Source organism: Micromonospora peucetia, assembly GCF_900091625.1.
Classification (GTDB): Bacteria; Actinomycetota; Actinomycetes; order Mycobacteriales; family Micromonosporaceae; genus Micromonospora; species Micromonospora peucetia.
On the sequence record NZ_FMIC01000002.1, the window covers coordinates 6,087,038 to 6,109,336 of the forward strand.

Sequence of the window (22,299 nt, forward strand, 5' to 3'; positions counted from 1 at the left end):
ATCATTTGCGCTGGTCAATTGCTGTTTGGTGGTATGCAGACGCGTATGCGGGTTTCCGCCTCACCGGCCACGGTCCGTCCTCCTGCTGGGACGCACCGGTGGCGGGCGGCGGCTCCGACCCGCTCGACGCCGATGGCCCGGGCCGCGGAAGCGGCTCGGGCCATCGGCGTATCGGAGCGGTGCGACGGAACAGGTGATGATGAGCATTCGCAGTTGCCGTCGCGGTGTCAGCCCATGTTCACCTAGTCCATGGCACGGCGCATGAAGCCACGCATGCCGATTGCCGAGAACACCACGAAGACCCCGGTGAGAACGACCATGCACAGCCAGAGCGGCAGCGACTCGACCCCCGGCGGGGCGACCAGCGACCGGGTCGCCTCGCTGATGTAGGTGAGCGGGTTGAGCGAGCAGATCACCTGGTACCAGCGCAGCGAGTCCAGCCCGAGCAGCGGGAACTGGGTCGCGCCGGTGAACATGAGCGGGGTCATCACCACGGTGAACATGATCTGGATGTGCTGCGTCGGCACCAGGGTGCCGAAGGCCAGGCCCACCGCGGCGCCGACCAGGGCGCCGATGGCCAGCACCCCGATCACCTTGAGCACCACCGCCCAGGGCCAGGTGACATCGAGCATCAGCATGCCGACCGGGATCAGCACCACGCCGGCGATCAGGCCACGGATGCCACCGAAGACGATCTTCTCCAAGGCCACCAGCGGGATCGCCATGGGCGACAGCAGCCGGTCCTCGATCTCCCGGGTGAAGGAGAAGTCCATCATCATCGGCAGCGCGGTGTTCTCCAGCCCGATCAGGAAGGCGTTCAGCGCGATGACGCCGGGCAACAGCACGCTGGTGAAGCTCTCGCTGGCGTACCCCAGGTTGCCGAGCACCTTGCCGAAGATCAGCAGCATGAACAGAGGCTGGATGAAGACCTGGAGCAGGAAGCCGACCAACTCCCGGCCGGTGACGAACAGGTCCCGCGAGAGCACCGCGCGGAACGTGGCGAACTGGTCGAGCGCACGCACCGGCGGCGGCGCCGCAGCCGTCGACGGCGCGGACGGGGTGGCGGGGGCGACGACGCTCACCGTAGTTCCCTTCCGGTCAGGTGGATGAAGACATCTTCCAGACTGGGCTGGCCGATGTTGAGGTCACGGACCTCGCAGCCCAGGTCAGCGAGGATCTTCATCGCCATCGGGATGGCGTTGGCCGGCTGGGTGCTGGTGTAGATCCGGAAGGAGAGCGGGGCGTTTGGATCGGCGGGCGTCTCGGGTGCCGGCATGGGCATCGGCATCGGCGGCATGCCGGGGAACGTCGGCGCCGCGGCGGCTCCGGGGTTGCTCGTCCGGAAGTGTTCCACCTGCTCCACGTCCGGGATGCCACCGAGCGCGGCGCGCACCTCGTCGGCGGGGGCACCGGGGGTCACCACGAGGGTCAGCGTGCTGCTGCCCGGCAGCGTACGGGTCAGCGCGGAGGGAGTGTCCAGCGTGAGCAGCTTGCCGTGGTCGACGATGCCGACCCGGTCGCAGAGCTTCTCCGCCTCGTCCATGTCGTGGGTGGTGACCACCACGGTCACCCCGGCCCGCTTCAGCTCGGCGATCCGGTCGTGCACGAAGAGCCGGGACTGGGGGTCGAGGCCGCTGGACGGCTCGTCGAGGAAGAGCACCCGGGGCGAGTGCATCAGCGCCCGGGCGATCATCGTGCGCTGGGCGAGGCCGCCGGAGAGGAAGTCGGTGCGGGAGTTGGCGTGCTCCTTGAGGCCCATCTGCTCCAGCAGCTCGTCCGCCCGACGGATGCGCTCCGCCCTGGGCACCCGGTGGTACGCCGCGTGGAACAACAGGTTCTGCCGGACGGTCAGCGCCCGGTCCAGGTTCACCCGCTGCGGTACGACCGCCAGCAACTGCCGGGCGGCAGCAGGCGCGCCGATCACGTCCGCGCCGCACACCTGGGCACGGCCGGACGTGGCCCGCACCCGGGTGGTCAGCACTCCGATCGTCGTCGTCTTACCCGCGCCGTTCGGCCCGAGCAGTCCGAAGACCTCACCGGCGCGAACGGAGAAACTCAGCCCGTCCACCGCCGGTGGCATGTTGGGCTGGTACTGCTTGACCAGCCCCGTGACCACCACTGCCTCGTCCACGTCGTCATGCTCCCGTCCTGAATCATCGGTCCGATAGATGTGCGTGCGCCGATAGGGGGCACTAGGGGCACGCCAGGGGCGCAGCCGTCACAGGCCCTGTCCGGTCAGCCACCGCTGAACGGTGCCGGCGAGCTCCGGCCCTCGGTCGGCGACCATGCTGAAGTGGTCACCGGGCGCGTCCACCGCCTCGTGCGGGTACGGCCAGCGGGACCGCCAGCCGCCCTCCTCGCCGTCCCACTCCCCCAACGGCTCGCTGGCCCGGACCAGCAGGGTGGACGCCGCCATCGAGGCCGGCTGCCAGTCCATGAACAGGGGCAGGTAGCCGGCCCAGGCGGTCGTCCGCCAGTCGTCCATCGGCGTGTACGCGCTTTCCCGGTCGATCATCCCGTCGAGCAGCTTCGGCACCCACCCGCCGAGCACCTCGCTGTTCGCCGGATAGGTGTCCATCAGCACGACCGCGGCCGGCGACCGGCCCTGGCGTTCCAGCTCACCGGCGAGCAGGTTGGCCACCATCGCGCCGCCGGAGTGGCCGGCCAGCACGAACGGGCCGGCGCCGACGGCGCCCAGCACCGTGTCGGCGTGCACCCGCAGCAGCGCGTCGAGGTCGGCGGGAATCTCCTCCCCCACGCCGAACCCGGGGTTGGGCAGGGCCCAGACGTCGCGTACCCCCCGGAAACCGGCGGCAAGGCGGGCGTACTCGTGGGCCCCGGAGAGCAGGGACATGGTGCAGCAGCACACCAGCTGCGCCCCGGTGCCCCCCTGTGCCAGCCGGAGGATGCCGGCCGGGCGGGTGAGCTGCGCCGGCTCGCTGAAGCTGGGTCGGAACTGGGCGAGCTTGACGAGGAGTTCGGCGTACCCGGCCGGATCCTCGCGCGCCTTCGGCTGGTTGAACAGCCCACCGAGCAGTCCGCCACCGGCACTCTCCGGGGCGTGCCCTCCGTCGACGTCCGGGGTGGCCTCGGCCGCGTCCGCGCCGACGAGTTGACCGAGCAGGTGGCGGGTCAACGCCGTAGGGGTGGGGTGGTCGAAGAGCAGGGTGGCGGACAGCTCCGTACCCGTCTCCTGGCGCAGCGCGTCCCGCAGTTCCAACGCGGTCAGCGAGTCGAAGCCGAGCTCCAGGAAGTCCCGGTCGGCCTCGACGGCCCCGGGCGAGGCGTGCCCGAGCACGGTGGCCACCCGCGCCCGGACCAGATCGAGCAGGATCCGGTGCCGATCGCCGGCCGAGGCGCCGGCCAGCCGGTCGCGCAGCACCCGGGCCGGATCGGTCGCGTCGTTGCCGGGCCTGCCGTCCCGGTGTGCGCCGGCCGCCGCCTCGGGCACGCCGCGCAGCAGCGGACTGGGCCGTACGGCGGTGAAGGCCGGCACGAACGCGGGCCAGTCGAGGTCGGCGACCGCGAGCTGGTCCTCGCCGCCTGCCACGGCCTGTTGCAGCGCGGACAGGGCCAGCTCGGCAGCGAGCGGGCGGACCCCCCGGCGGCGCAGCTGTACCGGATCGGTGACCTCGTCCGCCCAGGGCACCCACGCGACGACGGTGGCCGGCCGGCCGGCGGCGCGACGGTGTGCGGCCAGCGCCTCCAGTCCGGCGCCGGCGGCGGCGGCGACCGCCGCGCCACCGCTGCCCCAGACGGCGGCGGTGGAGGAGAAGACGACGAACTCGTCGATCGGCTGGTCGGCGCAGGCCCGGTCGAGCAGTTCCACCGCGGTGGTGCGGGCGGTCACGGCGTCGGCCAGGTCGGCCGGGGCCAGCGCCGCGACCGGGTCGCCGGCCCCGTCGGAGTCGGCGACGTGCAGGACGGTGCGGACTCCGGTGCCGTCGGCAGCCAGCCGGTCCAGCACCTCGGGCAGCCCGTCGAGGTCGTCGACGACGGTCACGGCGACGTTCGAGACGGTCAGCCCCGCGGGCACCGTGGAGCCGACGAGGACGAGACGGGTCGCGCCGTGGTCGACGAGCCACCGCAGCAGGTGCGGGGCGCGCGCCTGCGCGGCCCCGTGCACCAGGACCGCACCCCGGGGCCGCCAGTCCGTGTCGGCGGCGGCGCCGGCCGGGGCGCGGGACAGCCGCCGCGCGTACACCCCGCCGGAACGCACCGCCAGTTGGTCCTCGTCGCCGTCGGCCGCGACGATTCGGGCGAGCACCGCGAGGGCGGCGTCGTCCGGCTCCGCCGGCAGGTCGACCAGCCCGCCCCAGAGACGCGGCTGTTCCAACGCCAACACCCGACCGAGACCCCAGAGGTACGCTCCGGCGACGCCGGGCGGGGAGTCGCCCGCGTCGACGGCCACCGCGCCCCGGGTCACGGTCCACACCGGCGCGCCGACCCCGGCGCCGGCGAGGGCCTGGACCAGCGCGGCGGTGCCGGCGAGCGCGACCGTACCGGCCGCTCCGGCTGGCTCCCCGGCCGCCAGCAGCGAGACCACGACCGACGGGGCGGCCGCGGCGGGCAGGGCTCGGGCGACCGCAGCCGGGTCGTCGCCCACGGCCACGAGCTCCGGGGCCAGGCCCTCGGCGCGCAGGGCGGCCAACACGGCGGCGGCGTCGGTCTGTGTCCCGGCCACCACCAGGCAGGGGCCGGTCGGCGGGGTGCCGGCGGACGGCGGGTCGACGCGGACCCAGCCGGTGCGGTACCGCAGGGCGTCCAGTTCGGATCGGTGACGCCTGCGGTGCCGGTACGCCGCGAGGGCGGGCAGCAGTTCGGTGAGCGCGTCCTGCCGGTCGGCGTCCAGGCCGAGTGTGGCGGCCAGCGCGGCCGGCCGGTCCGCCTCCACGGCGGCCCAGAACTCCTCGTCCCCGCTGGGCACGGAGGGCTGACCGAGGTCGACGACGAGCGGGTCCGGCCAGTACCGCTCGTGGTGGAAGGCGTAGGTGGGCAGCTCGATCCTTGCCGCATCGGTACCGGCGAAGAGAGCCGGCCAGTCCACACCGGCCCCGCGCAGGTCGACGGCGGCGAGCGCGGCGAGCAGGCTGGCCGGTTCCGGCTGGTCCCGGCGACCGAGCGGCACGAAGGCCGCCGGCTCGGCGTCGGCCAGGCACTCCCGGGCCAGCGCGGTCAGGGCCCCGTCGGGGCCCAGCTCCAGGAAGGTCGCCACGCCGGCGGCGGCCAGGGTGACGACGCCGTCGTGGAAGCGGACGGTGTCCCGGACGTGGTCCACCCAGTAGCCCGGGTCGGTTGCCTGGGCTGCGGTGAGCAGCTCGCCGGTGCGGTCGGAGACGACCGGCAGGGTCGGCGGGTGCCAGGTGACCTTCTCCGCGATCACCCGGAAGTCGGCCAGCATGCCGTCCATCCGGGCGGAGTGGAAGGCGTGGCTGACCCGCAGTCGGCGGGACCGTCGGCCCTGGGCGGCTAGTTGCCTGCCGGCCGCGAGCACGGCCTCCTCGTCGCCGGAGAGCACCACCGACCTGGGGCCGTTCACGGCGGCCAGCGCCACCCGGTCGTCGAGCGACGCGGCCACCTCGGCCTCGGACGCCCGGACCGCCAGCATCGCCCCGCCGGCCGGCAGCTCCTGCATCAGCCGCCCGCGGGCGGCCACCAGGGTCGCCGCGTCGGCCAGCGACAGCACGCCGGCGACGTGCGCCGCGGCCAGCTCGCCGACTGAGTGGCCGAGCAGGTGCTGCGGGCGCAGCCCCCACGTGGTGACCAGCCGGAAGGCGGCCACCTGGTAGGCGAACAGCGCCGGCTGGGTGAACTCGGTACGGTCCAGCAGCGCCGCCTCGGGCGAGTCGGGGTGGGCGAAGACCACCTCCCGCAGCGGTCGGCTCAGGTGCCGGTCCAGCTCCCCGGCCACCTCGTCGAAGGCGGCGGCGAAGACCGGGAATCGGCGGTGCAGCTCGGCGCCCATGCCGGGGCGCTGGGCGCCCTGGCCGGTGAAGAGGAAGGCGACCCGGCCGGCCGGGCGGGCCACCCCGCGCACCACACCGGGGGCGTTGCGCTCCTCGGCGACCGCGCGCAGGCCGGCCAGCAGCCCGTCCCGGTCGTCGCCGATCACCGCGGCCCGGTGCGGCAGCGCCGCCCGGGTGGTGACCAGCGAGTACGCCACGTCGGCCGGGGCCAGGTCGGGATGGGCGACCAGGTGTTCCAGCAGCCGCCGGGCCTGCCCGACCAGGGCCGGCGCGGACCGGGCGGAGACGATCCACGGGGTCGGCGGGGCGGGCGTACCGGACGGACGGACGGCGTCGGTCTCCGCCTCCACGGCCTGCTCGACGATGACGTGCGCGTTGGTGCCGCTGATCCCGAAAGCGGATACCCCGGCCCGGCGCGGCTGCCCGGTCTCCGGCCAGGGCTGCGCCCCGGTCAGCAGGGACACCGCCCCGGCCGACCAGTCGACGTGCGGGGTGGGCTCGTCCACATGCAGCGTCGGCGGCAGCACCCCGTGCCGCATCGCGAGAACCATCTTCATCACCCCGGCCACACCCGCCGCCGCCTGGGTGTGACCAATGTTCGACTTGATCGACCCCAACCACAACGGCCGATCCACCGGACGGTCCTTGCCATACGTCGCCAGCAGCGCCTGCGCCTCGATCGGATCACCCAACGTGGTGCCCGTACCATGCGCCTCCACCACGTCCACCTGCTCAGCGGTCAACCCCGCGCTGGCCAGGGCCTGCCGGATCACCCGGCGTTGGGAGGGGCCGTTCGGGGCGGTCAGCCCGCTGCTCGCCCCGTCCTGGTTGACGGCGCTGCCCCGCACCACGGCAAGAACCGGGTGGCCGTTGCGGCGGGCGTCGGAGAGCCGCTCGACCAGCAGCATGCCGGCCCCCTCGGACCAGCCGGTGCCGTCGGCGGCGGCGGCGAACGACTTGCACCGGCCGTCGGTGGACAGGCCGCGCTGCCGGGAGAACTCGACGAAGACGGTCGGGGTGGCCATCACCGACACCCCGCCGACCAGCGCCATGGTGCACTCCTTCAGCCGCAGCGCCTGGCAGGCGAGGTGCAGCGCGACCAGGGACGAACTGCAGGCGGTGTCCACGGTGACCGCCGGCCCCTCCAGTCCCAGGGCGTACGAGATCCGGCCGCTGGCCACGGCGGCGGCGCTGCCGGTACCGAGGTAGCCCTCGACGCCGCCGCTGACGCCGGTGAGCAGCGCGGCGTAGTCGCCCTGGCTGCTGGTCGCCGCGTACACCCCGGTGGACGCGCCGCGCAGCGTGGTCGGGTCGATGCCGGCCCGCTCGAACGCCTCCCAGGCGGTCTCCAGCAGCAACCGCTGCTGCGGGTCCATGGCCAGGGCCTCGCGCGGGCTGATACCGAAGAAGTCGGGGTCGAAGTCCCCGGCGGAATAGAGGAACCCGCCCTCCCGCACGTACGACGTGCCCCGGCTGTTCGGGTCGGGATCGGGGTCGTAGAGCGCGCCCAGGTTCCAGCCCCGGTCGTCGGGGAACGCCGACATCGCGTCGGTGCCGCCGGCGACCAGGTCCCACAGCTGCTCCGGCGACCCGACGCCGCCGGGGAACCGGCAGCTCATCCCGATGATCGCCACCGGTTCGCTGAGCGCGGCGGTCAGCTGCTGGTTCTGTTGCTTGAGCTTCTGGTTGTCGAGCAGGGACGCGCGCAGCGCGCCGACGACCTCGTCCAGTGAAACACTCATCGGGGGCTCCTCAGGGCCGGCCGGGTCACGAGTCGGAGCCTTCCAGGGCCATCCGGACCAGGCCGGCGACGTCGAGTTCGCGGATCTGGGCCTCGGGCGCGGGGGACGCGGCCGGGGCGGCGGGCGCCACGGCCACCGGGCCGGCGCTCGTGCGGGCCAACTGGAGCAGCTGGTCGAGCAGGCCCGCCTGACGCAGCTCGTCCAGCGGGATCGCGGCGAGGGCCCGGCGGACCGACTCCTCGTCGCCACCGTCACCGGCGTCGCCGCCACCGTTTCCGAAGAGCTCCTCGTAAAGGTGGTCGGCCAGGCCGGCCGGGGTCGGGTAGTCGAAGACGACCGTGGTGGGCAGGTCGTGCCCGGTCGCCGCGGTGAGCAGGTTGCGCAGCTCCACGGCGGTGAGCGAGTCGAAGCCGAGGTCCAGGAAACCCCGGTCGGTCTCGATCACGTCGCCCGAGGAGTGACCGAGCACCTTGGCCGCGTCGACCCGCACCATCTCCAGCAGCGCGGCCCGCCGTTCGTCGCCGGGCAGCGCCCGCAACCCGGCGAGCAGGTCCCGGGCGACGGGCGCGGACGCGTCCGCCGGGTCGGCGGGAGTAAGAGCCAGCGCGCGTACTGCCGGCAGGTCCGCCAGCAGCGGGCTGGGCCGCAGCACGGTGAACAGCGGCTGGAAGACGGCCCAGTCGACGTCGGCGACGGTGACGCAGGTGTCACCGGCCGCCAGGGCGTGCCGCAGCCCGGCCATCGCCACGCCCGGCGGCATCACCCGCAGGCCACGGCGGCGCAGCTGCTCCGGCGCGCCCTCGGTGAACATGCCCGACTCGGTCCACGGCCCCCAGGCGACGGAGGTGGCTGCCAGGCCCCGGCCGCGCCGCCGCTCGGCGAGTGCGTCCAGGTAGGCGTTGCCGGCCGCGTACGCGCCTTGCCCGCCGCTGCCCCACACTGCCGAGATGGACGAGAAGAGCACGAACGCGTCCAGTTCGGCGCCGTCGAGCAGCTCGTCGAGATGCTCGGCGCCGGACAGCTTCGGGGCGATGACGTACGCCAGGTCCTCCAGGGTGGTGTCGGCCAGCGGCACCACCTCGCTGACCCCCGCGGCGTGCAGCACCGCGCGCAGCGGCGGTCCCTCCCGCCGCAGGTCGGCCAGGAGCTCGGCCACCGCGCTCCGGTCGGCGGCGTCACACCGGGCGACCCGGCAGTCCACTCCGAGGCCGGTCAGCTCGGCGAGCAGCTCGGTCGCGCCCGGGGTGTCGGTGCCACGTCGGCTGGTCAGCACGACCCGTTCCGCGCCGGCGCCGGCCACCCAGCGGGCCACGTGCCCGCCGAGCGCGCCGGTGCCACCGGTGATCAGCACGGTGCCCCGGGGCTGCCACGGCTCGGGCTCCCCGGCGGTGACGGCCGGGGCGAGCCGCCGGACCAGCACGCCGGACTCGCGGACGGCGAGCTGGTCCTCGGCGCCACCGCCGGTGAGGATGCCACCGAGCCGCATCGCCGTCCAGGGCTCGAGGTCGATGGGAAGGTCGACCAGCCCGGCCCAGCGGGCGGGCTGCTCCAGCGCGGCCACCCGGCCCAGTCCCCACAGCATCGCCTGCCGGGGGTTGGCCGGGACCTCACCCTCGCCGACTCCGACGGCGCCCTGGGTGACGCACCAGAGCCGGGCCGAGGCGTTGAGGTCGGTCAGCTGCTGGAGCAGGTGCACGGTCGCGGCGAGGCCGCGGGGCAGCGCCGGGTGTTCGGCGTGCGGGGCTTCGTCCAGGCCGAGGAAGGAGAGGATCGACAGTGGGCCGGCGCCCGCGCCGAGCGCCTCGGTGAGCACGTCGGTGAGTTGTCCGCACAGCCCGTCGGGGTCGGCGGCGGTGTCCACGGGCACGGTGGTCACGTCCGTGCCGAGGGTCCAGGTGCAGGAGTCCAGACCCGGGTCGTCCGCCCGGTCGGCGGGCAGCAGCACCAGCCAGCGGCCGGGGTCCTGCTCCTCCGGGGCCTCCGCGATGGGCTCCCAGACGACCCGGTACCGGGATCCGTCCACAAGAGATCTTTCCCGGCCACGTCGCCGCCACGCGGACAGGGCCGGCAGCACGGTCCCGAACGGCTGGTCCCGGTGCACGTCCAGATCGCGGGCCAGCGATTCGAGGTCCTCGGCCTCCACCGCCGCCCAGAAACGGCGCTCGACCTCGGTGCGGTCGTCCTCGGCCGCCAGGGCGGCCCACGGCGGCGGTTCCGGCCAGTAGCGCTGCCGGTCGAACGTGTAGGTGGGCAGGTCGACCCGCTGGGCGCCGGTGCCCTCGTAGAGGGTGGACCAGTCCGGGGACACGCCGTGAGTGTGCAGCGCGGCGACCGCCCGCAGCAGGGTGTTCGGCTCGGAACGGTCCCGGCGCAGGGCGGGCACGACCAGCGGGGCCCGGCCGCCGGTCGGGGCGTCCTCGGCCAGGACGGCCTGGGCGAGGGCGGTGAGCACCCCGTCCGGGCCGATCTCGACGTAGCCGGTGACGTTGCGCTCCCGCAGCGCCGCGACGGCGTCGGCGAAGCGCACGGCGTCGCGGGCGTGCCGTACCCAGTACTCCGACGTGCCGATCTCCGTCGCGTCGACCGGCGCGCCGGTGACGGTGGAGATCATCGGAATGGTCGGGGCCTGGTACCGCAGCCGCCCGGCGACGGCGGTGAGGTCGTCGAGCACCGGGTCCATCAGTGGACTGTGGAACGCGTGGCTGACGGTCAACCGCCGGATCCGGACGCCCCGGGCGGTCCACTCGGCGGCCAGTTCCTCGACGGCGTCGCCGGCCCCGGACACCACGACGGCGGTGGGACCGTTGACGGCGGCGACCGAGACACGGTCGGCGCGGTCGCCGAGCGCGGCGGTCACCTCGGCCTCGGTGGCCGCGATGGCGAGCATCGCCCCGCCGGCCGGCAACGCCTGCATCAGCCGGCCCCGGGCGGCGACCAGCTCGGCGGCGTCGGCCAGGGACAACACCCCGGCGGCGTGGGCGGCGGCGAACTCGCCGATGGAGTGCCCGGCGACCGCGTCGGGGCGGACCCCCCACGCCTCCAGCAGCCGGAACAGCGCCACCTCGACGGCGAAGAGCGCCGGCTGGGTGAACTCGGTGCGGTCCAGCGACTCGGCGTCCGGGGTGCCGGCCTCGGCGAAGAGCACCGGCTTCAGCGGGCGGGGCAGGTGCGGGTCGAGAACGGCGCAGACCTCGTCCAGCGCGGCGGCGAAGACGGGGAACGCCTCGGCCAGCTCGCGACCCATCCCGGCCCGCTGGGCCCCCTGCCCGGAGAACAGGTACGCCACCTTCGGCCGGGACGCGGCCACGCCGGTGACCACCAGCGGCGAGTCCTCACCGGTGCCGAGGGCACGTAGCCCGGCGCCCAGCGCGATCCGGTCGGTGGCGAGGACGACGGCCCGGTGCTCCAGGGTGGCCCGGGAGATCGCCGACGACCAGCCGACGTCGACCGTCCGGGGTGCTTCCAGCCCGGTGAGCTGGTCGGCCCAGCGGCCCGCCTGGGCGGCCAGCGCGACCGTGGTACGCCCCGACAGCAGCACCGGCGCCACCGGCAGCCGGGCCGGGTCCCCCGTCGGCTGCGCCGCGACGGACGGCTCCGGGGCCTGCTCCAGGATGGTGTGCGCGTTGGTGCCGCTGATTCCGAACGAGGAGACGGCCGCCCGGCGCGGGTGGCCGGTGACCGGCCACGGGCGGCCCTCGCCGAGCAGTTCGACCGCGCCGACGGTCCAGTCCACCTGGTTGGTCGGCTCGTCGACGTGCAGGGTCTGCGGCAGGTAGCCGTGCCGCAGGGCCAGCACCATCTTGATGATCCCGGCGACCCCGGCGGCGGCCTGGGTGTGCCCGATGTTCGACTTGATCGAACCGAGCCAGAGCGGCTGGTCGGCGGGCCGCTCCCGGCCGTAGGTGGCGAGCAGGGCCTGCGCCTCGATCGGGTCGCCGAGCCTGGTGCCGGTGCCGTGCGCCTCGACGGCGTCCACGTCCGCCGGGGTGAGGCCGGCGTTGGCGAGCGCCTGCCGGATCACCCGCTGCTGCGACGGCCCGTTCGGCGCGGTGAGGCCGTTGGACGCGCCGTCCTGGTTGACGGCGCTGCCCCGGATCACCGCGAGCACCGGGTGGCCGTTGCGGCGGGCGTCGGAGAGCCGCTCGACCAGGAGCAGGCCGAGGCCCTCGCCCCAGCTGGTGCCGTCGGCGGCGGAGGCGAAGGCCTTGACCCGGCTGTCCGGGGCGAGCCCCCGCTGCCGGCTGAAACCGACGAAGACCCCGGGGGTGGACATGACGGTGACGCCGCCGACGAGGGCGAGGGAGCACTCCGAGCGGCGCAGCGCCTGGCAGGCCCAGTGCAGCGCGACCAGCGACGACGAGCAGGCGGTGTCGACCGAGACGGCGGGCCCCTCAAGCCCGAGGGTGTACGACACCCGGCCGGAGAGCACGCTGCCGGCGTTGCCGGTCATCAGGTGCCCCTCGGCGCCCTCGGCGCTGAACATGAGGTTCCGGTAGTCCTGGTAGTTGGTGCCGACGAAGACGCCGGTGGGGCTGCCGCGCAGCGCCTGCGGGTCGATTCCGGCGCGCTCGATCGCCTCCCAGGACGCCTCCAGCAGCAGCCGCTGCTGCGGGTCCATGGCCAGGGCCTCGCGGGGGCTGATGCCGAAGAACCCGGGGTCGAAGTCGGCGGCGCCGGTGACGAAGCCGCCCTCGCGGGCGTAGCTGGTGCCTTCCTTCTCCGGGTCGGAGTCGAAGAGCCGGTCGAGGTCCCAGCCCCGGTCGGTGGGGAACTCGCCGATCGCGTCGCCGCCGCCGGCGAGGAGCTGCCACAGCTGCTCCGGGGTGTCCGCCCCGCCGGGCAGGCGGCAGCTCATCGCCACGATGGCGATCGGCTCGTCGTCCTCGGCCGTGGCTGCCGGGGCGGGGGTGGCGACGTCCGGCGCTGCCCCGGTGAGCAGTTCGTCGAGGTGTGCGGCGAGCACCGTCGGGTTCGGGTAGTCGAAGGCGAGCGTGGCGGGCAGCCGCAGGTCGGTGGCGGCGGCCAGGAAGTTGCGCATGTCCACGGCGGTCAGCGAGTCCAGGCCGAGGTCACGGAAGGGCAGGGTGGCCGGGATGTCGTCGGCCGCGCCGTAGCCGAGCGCGGTCGCCGCGCACTGGCGGACCAGCTCCAGCAGCGCCGCGGTGCGCTCCGCCGGGGCGAGCCCGGTGAGCCGCCGGGCCAGCGCCGACGGTACGTCCGCCTCATCCTCGGCGGTCTGCGGGACCTGCCGGGTCGCCTCGCCCACCTCGGCGAGGTCACCGATCAGCGGGCTGGGCCGGACCAGGGTGAACGCGGGGGCGAACCGGGCCCAGTCGATGTCGGCGACCATGGTCGTGGTCTCGCCACGCCGCAGCGCCCGGGCGAGGGCCTCGACGGCCAGGCCGGGGTCCATGCCGACCATGCCGCCCCGACGCAGCCGCTGCTGGGCGCGTTCGTTGTCGGCGGGCAGGCCGGCCCCGCTCCACGCGCCCCAGGCCACCGAGAGTGCCGGTCGGCCCTCGGCCCGGCGCCGCTCGGCGAGGGCGTCGAGGAACGCGTTTGCCGCCCCGTACGCGCCCTGCCCGGCGTTGCCGGTGGTGCCGGCGACCGAGGAGAACAGCACGAAGGCGTCCAGGTCGAGGTCCCGGGTCAGCTCGTCGAGGTGCAGCGCGGCGGCGCACTTGGGCGCGGCGACGGTGTGCAGGCGCTGCGGAGTGACGGTGTCGACGATCCCGTCGTCGAGGACGGCGGCGGTGTGCAGCACGGCGGTCACCGGGGCGTCCCCGGGGGCAGCGGCGAGCAGGTCGGCCACCTGCGCCCGGTCGGTGACGTCGCAGCGGGCCACGGTGACCCGTACGCCCAGGTCGGTCAGCTCCGCCTCCAGCTCGGCGGCGCCCGGGGCGTCCGGGCCGCGCCGGCTGGCCAGCAGGACGTGCGCGGCGCCGCAGCGGGCCGCCCAGCGGGCCAGATGCCCGCCCAGCCCACCGGTGCCGCCGGTGATCAGCACGGTGCCGCGCATCCGCCAGGCGTCGTCCCCGGTCTCGGCGGACGCGGTCGGCTCAGGCTCGGTGATCCGGGCGAGTCGGCGGACGAAGACTCCGGAGTCGCGGACGGCGAGCTGGTCCTCGCCGCCACCGTCGGCTGGTTGGTCCTCGGCGAACTGGTCCTCGCCGCCGCTGTCGCCGAGTGCCGCGCAGAGCAGGGCGCCGGTCTGCGGGTCGAGGGTGTCCGGCAGGTCGAGCAGGCCGCCCCAGCGGCCGGGGTGTTCGAGGGCGACCGCGCGGCCGAGCCCCCACACGGCGGCGGCGACCGGGTGCGGCGGCGGGTCGTCGGCGCAGACCGCGACGGCCCTCCGGGTCGCACACCACAGCGGCGCCTCGACGCCGAGCGACCCGAGCGCCTGCACCAGCAGGGCGGTGCCCGAGACGGCCAGCGAGGTCGCGGGATGCTCCGGGTGTGCCCGCTCGTCCAGGCCCAACAGTGAGAGCACGGCGACGGGCCCGTCCGGGCCGGGAAGCGCGGCGCGCAGCCGCTCGGCCTGCGCCGCCGGGTCGTCGGTGGCGTCCAGCTCCACGGGTACGACGTCCGCGCCGAAGTTGCCGAGTGCCGCCAGCACGTCGGTGACCAGGGGGTCCTCGCCCAGCGCCGCGGGTACCGGAACGAGCCAGGTGCCGGCGAGCCAGGTCAGCGGCAAGTCGGGAACGGCCTGCCAGGTGACCCGGTAGCGCCACCGGTCGATGTCCGGCTCGTCGTCGGGCCCGGTGGGGAAGACCGGCGGCGCGGGCCAGTACCGGTGGTGGTCGAAGGCGTACGTGGGCAGGTCGACGGTGGCCGTGGCGGGGAGGACGCTCGTCAGGTCGACCGGCAGGCCGATGGCGTGCGCGGTTGCCAGGCTGGTCAGCAGCCGGGTCGGGTCGTCGTCGTCACGCCGCAGGCTGCCCAGCGTGTGGCCGGTGACCCCGGTGTCGTCCAGGATGGCCGTCACCGGCATCGTCAGCACGGGATGCGGGCTGATCTCGACGAACGTGGTGTGGCCGGCGGCGACCGCCACCCGCACCGCCGGGTCGAAGAGCACCGTCTGACGCAGGTTGTCGTACCAGTGGTCGGCGCCCATGGAGATCGGGTCGGCCCAGTCCCCGGTCAGGGTGGAGACCAGGCGGGTGTGACCGGGCTGCGGAGCGATGTCGGCCAGGTCGGCGCGGAGTTGCTCGGCGACCTCCTGCACCGCCGGCGAGTGCGACGCGTAGTCCACCGGGATCAGGCGCGCCCGGATCCCCTCGGCCTGACATGCCTCGACCAGATCGGCGACGTGCTGCGGCGGGCCGGACACCACGACGGTGGACGGTCCGTTGACCGCCGCCACCCCGACACCGGGGAAGCCCGGCAGCCGCTCGGTGACCGCGTCGGCGGAGAGGTCGACCGACGCCATCGTCCCGGTACCCCGCAGCACGGTCAGCGCCCGCGACCGCAACGCGACCGCCTTCGCCGCGTCGTCCAGGGACAGGATCCCCGCCACACAGGCGGCACCGATCTCGCCCTGCGAATGACCGATCACCGCCGCCGGGGTCACCCCGGCGTTCTGCCAGACAGCGGCGAGAGCGATGCCGACGGCCCACAGGACCGGCTGCACCACCTCGACCCGCTCCAGCCACGACTCGTCGTCCCCGGTGAGCACCGACACCAGGTCCACGTCCAGATACGGAGCCAGAGCCCGCTGGCACTCGGCCAGCCGCGCGTCGAACACCGGCGTACGGCCGACCAGACCGGCGGCCATCCGCGCCGACTGGGCACCCTGGCCCGGGAACACGAACACCGGCCCCGCGCCGGGGCTCGACGCCACACCGCTGATCACGTTCCCGGCCGGCAGACCGGCCGCGACCGCGTCCAGCCCGGCCAGCAGCTCGTCGATGCTCGATCCGACCACGGCGGCCCGGTGGTCGAACGTCGACCGGGTGGCCGCCAGGGACCAGCTGACCGCGGCCGGGTCCAGCCCCTCCCGCTCCCGCAGGTACGACGTCAGCCGGGCAGCCTGCCCGACCAGGGCGGCCTTCGACCGGGCCGACACCGGCCAGAGCAGCGCGTCGGCGGCGACCAGGCCGGGGGCGGAGTCGGTCGGGCGGTCCTCGGCCGGCTCGGCCGGCTGCTCGATGATCACGTGGGCGTTGGTGCCGGAGATGCCGAAGGAGGAGACGGCGGCCCGTCGGACCCGGCCCGTCTCGGGCCACGGCCGCGCCTCGACGGCCAGTTCCACCGCGCCGGCCGTCCAGTCGATGTGCGGGGACGGCGCGTCGACGTGCAGCGTCGCCGGGACGATCCCGTGCCGCATGGCGAGCACGATCTTGATCACCCCGGCCACCCCGGCAGCGGCCTGGGCGTGGCCGATGTTCGACTTCACCGAGCCGAGCAGCAGCGGCGGGGCCTCCCCGCGGTCCTGCCCGTACGTGGCGATGAGCGCCTGGGCCTCGATCGGGTCGCCCAGCTTGGTGCCGGTTCCGTGCGCCTCAAGCACGTCGACGTCCGCGGTGGACAGCCGCGCCGAGGCCAGGGCCTGGCTGATCACCCGCTGCTGCGCCGGCCCGTTCGGCGCGGTCAGCCCGTTCGACGCGCCGTCCTGGTTGACGGCGGAGCCGCGGACCACGCCGAGGACACGGTGGCCGTTACGGCGGGCGTCCGACAACCGCTCGACGAGCAGCCAGCCGACGCCTTCGGAGAACCCGGCGCCGTCGGCGCCGGCGGCGAACGACCTGCACCGCCCGTCCGGTGAGAGGGCGCGCTGCCGGCTCGATCCGATGTAGAGGCCCGGGGTGGCCATCACGGTCACCCCACCGGCCAGCGCCAGGTCGCACTCCCCCGCCCGCAGCGCCTGCACCGCGAGGTGCAGCGCCACCAGCGACGAGGAGCAGGCCGTGTCGATGGAGACGGCGGGCCCCTCCAGCCCGAGGGCGTACGACACCCGGCCCGACGCGACGGCCGCCGCTCCCCCGGTCATCGAGTGCCCCTCGTCGCCGTCCGGCGACAACATCAGCAGGGTGCCGTAGTCCTGCCCGTTGGTGCCGACGAACACCCCGGTCCGGCTGCCGCGCAGCGAGGCCGGATCGATCCCGGCGGCCTCGACCGCCTCCCAGGACGTCTCCAGCAGCAACCGTTGCTGGGGGTCCATGGTCAGCGCCTCGCGGGGCGAGATGCCGAAGAAGGCGGAGTCGAAGTCCCCGGCCCCGTCGACGAACCCACCCTCCCGGGCGTACGACGTGCCCGGGTGGTCGGGGTCGGGGTGGTAGAGCCGCTCCAGGTCCCAGCCCCGGTCGTCGGGGAAGGGCGCGACGGCGTCCCGGCCGTCCCGCAACAGCTCCCACAGGTCGTCGGGGTTGCGCACCCCGCCCGGCAACCGGCAGCTCATCGCCACGATCGCCACCGGCTCCAGTTCCTGGGACTGTGCCTCACTGAGCCGGCGGCGGGTGTCGTGGAGATCAGCCATGACCCGCTTGAGGTAGTCGCGGAGCTTGTCTTCATTGGCCATCGGAGTGCCGCTTCCTCGCAAGGGACGGGGAGAGAACTGGAGCCGGGGGTCAGGAGATGCCGAGGTCCTTGTCCACCATCGCGAACAGTTCGTCGTCGGTGGCGTCGTCGAGGTGCCGGCCGATGGCGGCGCCACCGCTGTCCTGGCCGAGGCGGGAGAGCATCGCCTGCAGACGTACGGTGGCCCGTACCCGGGCCGCCTCGTCCCGCGCCACCACGTCGAGGCTGTCGGCGATCCGGTCGAGGTCGTCGAGGAGGGCGATCGGGGTGACCACGTCGTCGTGGGCGACCTCGGCGAAGAGGTACTCCGCCAGGGTCGTCGGGGTCGGGTAGTCGAAGACCAGGGTGACCGGAAGGGCCACGCCGGTGGCCGAGCCGAGTCGGTTGCGCAGCTCGACGGCGGTGACGGAGTCGAAGCCCAGTTCCCGGAACGCCCGGTGCTCGTCCACCGACTCGGCGGACGGATAGTTGAGCACGGCGGCAACCTGGCTGCGGACCAGGCCGAGCAGCACGGCGTGCCGGTCGGCGGCGGGCAGCCCGGCGAGCCGCTCCTGCAACGAGTCCGGGCCGTCGCCGGCCGCCACGCTGGCCACCTTCTCGGCCGTGGCGAGCCGGCGCACGTCCGGCAGGTCGCTGATCAGCGGGCCGGGCCGGGTGGCGGTGAAGGCGACGGAGAACCTCTCCCAGGCCATGTCGGCGATGGTGAGGAACGCCTCGCCGTGGTCCACGGCCTGGTGCAACGCGGCGATGGCCGCGTCGGGGGTCATCTCGGGTACGCCGTGCCGGTGCAGCAGTTCGCCGAGCGGCCCGTCGGCCATGCCGCCGCCGGCCCACGCCCCCCAGGCGATGGACGTGGCGGTCAGCCCGAGGCCACGTCGGTGCTGGGCGAGCGCGTCGAGGAACGCGTTGCTCGGGGCGTAGTTGCCGACGCCGGAGCTGGCCACGCTGCCGGCGAAGGACGAGAACATGATGAACGCGGACAGTTCGTGGTCGAGGGTCAGCTCGTGCAGGTTGTACGCGACGTCGACCTTGGCCTGGAGCACCCGCTCGATCTGTTCCAGCCGGATGTCGTTGATCATGGCGTCGTCGAGCACGGCGGAGGCGTGCACGACCGTGGTGAGCGGGTACTCGGCGGGGATCGCGTCGATCAGGCCGGCCAGCGCGTCCCGGTCGGAGGCGTCGCACTCGACCACGGTGGCCTGCGCGCCCAGTTCGGTGAGGTCGTCGACGAGCTGCCGAGCGCCCGGCGCGGCCATGCCCCGCCGGCTGACGACGACGATGTTCTCCACACCGCTGCGGGCCAGCCAGCGGGCGGCGTGCCCACCGAGCGCGCCGGTGCCGCCGGTGACCAGCGCCGTGCCGTACGGCTGCCACGGGTTCGCGGGCTGGCTCTCGCCGAGCGGGACCCGGGTGAGCCGGCGGGCGAGCAGGCCGCCGGGGCGTACCGCGATCTGGTCCTCCTCCCCGGCGGTGGTGAGGGCCGCGACCAGCAGGTCGGCGCAGCGCTCGTCGACGGCCTCGGGCAGGTCCACGAGACCGCCCCAGCGCTGCGGGTGCTCCAGCGCGGCGACCCGGCCGAAGCCCCAGACCAGCGACTGCACCGGGGAGCGCAGCAGGTCGGCCCGGCCGACCGACGCGGCGCCCGAGGTGACGCTCCACATCGGGGCGCGCAGACCGATGTCGCCGAGGGCCTGGAAGAGCGCGACGGTGGCGGCGAAGCCGCCGGGCACGGACGGGTGCAGCGGGTGGGCCAGCTCGTCGAAGGCGAGCAGCGAGACCACGCCGGTCACCTCGGCGGCGGCGTCGCCGCCCGGTGCGGCGGCGAGCGCCTCTTGCAGCAGCTTGCCGAACTGGTCGCGGTCGACGTCGGGAGTGGAGACGGCAACCGGGACGAGCGTCGCGCCGGCGGTCGTGAACGCCTCGACGCAGGCGTCCTGCCAGGGCTCGATGATGTCGCCGGTCGGCATGACGACGACCCAGGTGCCGGTCATACCCCGGTTGGCGACGCCGGTCAGCGGCTTCCAGGTGTCCTGGTAGCGCCAGCTGTCGATGTCGGACTGCCTGCGCCGCTGCCGGCGCCAGGAGGTGAGCAGCGGCAGGGCCGGGAGCAGCGCGTCGAGAACCTCGTGGGCCGGGGTGTCCTCGGTGGCGATGGTCTCGGCGAGGGCGGTGACGTCCCCGCGTTCCACGGCGGCCCAGAAGCTCGCGTCGCTCGGGTCGGCCGCCTGCTGGAGCAGGCTCTCCAGGTCGGGGCCGCCGCTGCCGTCCAGCCAGAACCGCTGGTGGTCGAAGGCGTACGTGGGCAGCGGCGCCACCTCGGCCTCGGCGAGGACGTCCGCCAGGTCGACCGGCAGGCCGATGGCGTACGCGGTGGCCAGGTTGGTCAGCAGCCGGGTCGGGTCGTCGTCGCCGCGGCGCAGGCTGCCGAGGGTGTGGCCGGTGACCCCGGTGTCGTCGAGGATCGCCGCCACCGGCATCGTCAGCACGGGGTGCGGGCTGATCTCCACGAACGTGGTGTGCCCGGCGGTGACGGCCACCCGGACGGCGGCGTCGAAGCGCACCGTCCGGCGCAGGTTGTCGTACCAGTAGTCCGCGCCCATCGAGGCCGGGTCGGCCCAGTCACCGGTGAGCGTGGAGACCAGTCGGGTGTGACCAGCCTGCGGGGTGACGTCGGCCAGGTCCGTGCGGAGCTGTTCGGCCACCTGCTCGACGGCCGCCGAGTGGGAGGCGTAGTCCACCGGAATCAGGCGCGCCCGAATGCCGTCGGCCTGGCACGCCTCCACCAGGTCGGCGACGGGCTGCGGCGGACCGGACACCACCACGGTGGACGGTCCGTTGACCGCCGCCACCCCGACCCCGGGGAACCGGGGCAGACGCTCGGTGACCGCGTCGGCGGACAGGTCCACCGACGCCATCGTCCCGGTGCCCCGCAGCACGGCCAGCGCACGGGAGCGCAGGGCGACGGTCTTCGCGGCGTCCGCCAGGCTGAGAATGCCCGCCACGCATGCCGCGCCGATCTCACCCTGCGAGTGCCCGACCACCGCGTCAGGGACGACGCCAGCCGCGCGCCACACGGCCGCGAGGGCGACGCCGACGGCCCACAGGACCGGCTGCACGACCTCGACCCGGTCCAGCCACGACTCGTCGTCGCCGGTGAGCACCGAGACGAGGTCCACGTCCAGGTACGGCGCGAGGGCCCGCTGGCACTCGGCCAGCCGCGCGTCGAACACCGACGTACGACCGACCAGACCGGCGGCCATCCGCGCCGACTGGGCACCCTGGCCGGGGAAGACGAAGACGGGGCCGCCACCGGAACCGGTGACCGCACCGGTGACGAGGTTGCCGGCCGGGTGGCCGGCAGCCAGGGCGTCCAGCCCGGCGAGCAGTTCCTCGGCGCTCACGCCGACCACGGCGGCGCGGTGGTCGAACGTCGACCGGGTGGTGGCGAGGGACCAGCCGACCGCCGCCGGGGCGAGGTCGCCGTGCTCGCGCACGCGCTGCGCGAGCCGGGCGGCCTGACCGGCGAGAGCGGCCTTCGACCGGGCCGACACCGGCCAGACCGTCGCGTCCGAGGCGATCAGCCCGGGCCGCCGCACGGGCTCGACGGCGACGGCCTCGACGGCCACGCCGTCGATGTTCTCCGGGTCGGCTACGCGCGGCCGGTACTCCTCCAGGATCACGTGGGCGTTGGTGCCGCTCACGCCGAACGAGGAGACGCCGCCGCGGCGGGGACGGTCCAGTTCCGGCCACGGCTTGGACTCGGTGAGCAGGGACACCGCGCCGGCGGTCCAGTCCACGTGCGCGGACGGCTCGTCGACGTGCAGGGTCTCCGGCATGACGCCGTTGCGCAGCGCCATCACCATCTTGACCAGCCCGGCCACGCCGGCGGCGCTCTGGGTGTGGCCGATGTTCGACTTCACCGAGCCGAGCCACAGCGGCCGGTCCGCCGGCCGGTCCTGCCCGTACGTGGCGATGAGCGCCTGCGCCTCGATCGGGTCGCCGAGGGTGGTGCCGGTGCCGTGCGCCTCGACCATGTCGACGTCGGCGGTGCCGAGCCGGGCGTTCGCGAGGGCCTGCCGGATGACCCGCTGCTGGGAGGGGCCGTTCGGGGCGGTGAGCCCGTTGGACGCGCCGTCCTGGTTGAGGGCGCTGCCCCGGATCACGGCGAGGATCGGGTGGCCGTTGCGCTCGGCGTCGGCCAGCCGCTCCACGACGAGCACGCCGCCGCCCTCGCCCCAGCCGGTGCCGTCCGCGCCGTTCGCGAAGGCCCTGCACCGGCCGTCGACGGACATGCCGCGCTGCCGGGAGAAGACGACGAACACACCGGGGGTGACCATCACCGTGACGCCACCGGCGATGGCCAGGTCGCACTCGCCGCGACGCAGCGCGTTCACGGCGAGGTGCAGGGCCACCAGCGAGGAGGAGCAGGCGGTGTCGACGGTGACGGCGGGGCCGTTGAGGCCGAGGGTGAACGAGATCCGGCCGGACGCGACGCTGGTGGTGTTGCCGGTGCCGATGTACATGTCGACGCCCTCGGGCACGTTCGGCAGACCCATGCCGTAGTTCGAGGTGCTCAGCCCGACGAAGACACCGGTGGAACTGCCGCGCAGCGACAGCGGGTCGATGCCGGCCCGCTCGACGGCCTCCCAGGACGTCTCCAGCAGCAACCGCTGCTGCGGGTCCATGGCGAGGGCCTCACGCGGCGAGATGCCGAACAGGGACGGGTCGAAGTCACCGGCGCCGTCGAGGAACCCGCCGATGCGGGTGTAGCTCTTGCCCGGCTTGTTGGGGTCGGGGTCGTAGAGCGCCTCCAGGTCCCAACCCCGGTCGTCGGGGAACTCGGTGAGCGCGTCCCGGCCGTCGGCGACAAGCTTCCACAGGTCCTCCGGCGACCGGACGCCACCGGGGAAGCGGCAGCTCATCGAGACGATGGCCAGCGGCTCCTGGTCGCGTGCCTCGACGGTCTGCAGCTTGCGCCTGGTGTCGTGCAGGTCGGCGGTCACCCGCTTGAGGAAGTACCGCAGCTTGTCGTCGCTCATCGGGTGGCACCTGCCTCGATCTGAAGGTTGGTCATC

At 74.5% G+C, this 22,299-nt stretch carries 4 protein-coding genes and 1 pseudogene; all 5 read right to left on the bottom strand.

Going from position 1 to position 22,299, the window contains the following annotated elements:
- Positions 1-242: 242 nt before the first annotated feature.
- On the bottom strand, positions 243-1,082 hold the full coding sequence (locus tag GA0070608_RS27440; RefSeq protein WP_091631555.1) for an ABC transporter permease: 840 nt from the start codon (positions 1,080-1,082) through the stop codon (positions 243-245).
- Positions 1,079-2,131, bottom strand: a complete 1,053-nt coding sequence (locus GA0070608_RS27445; RefSeq protein ID WP_091631556.1) for an ABC transporter ATP-binding protein — start codon at positions 2,129-2,131, stop codon at positions 1,079-1,081. Before GA0070608_RS27445 ends, GA0070608_RS27440 begins: the two co-directional genes overlap by 4 nt.
- Positions 2,132-2,218: 87 nt before the next feature.
- A pseudogene (locus tag GA0070608_RS27450) lies at positions 2,219-7,708 on the bottom strand (type I polyketide synthase); the annotation flags it as partial.
- Between the two features lie 25 nt (positions 7,709-7,733).
- Entirely contained in the window at positions 7,734-17,225 is a 9,492-nt protein-coding gene (locus GA0070608_RS27455) for a type I polyketide synthase (protein ID WP_091631560.1), read from the bottom strand.
- A gap of 49 nt (positions 17,226-17,274) precedes the next feature.
- Complete coding sequence (locus GA0070608_RS27460) at positions 17,275-22,263, bottom strand: type I polyketide synthase (RefSeq protein ID WP_091631561.1); 4,989 nt, start codon at positions 22,261-22,263, stop codon at positions 17,275-17,277.
- Between the last annotated feature and the right edge of the window lie 36 nt (positions 22,264-22,299).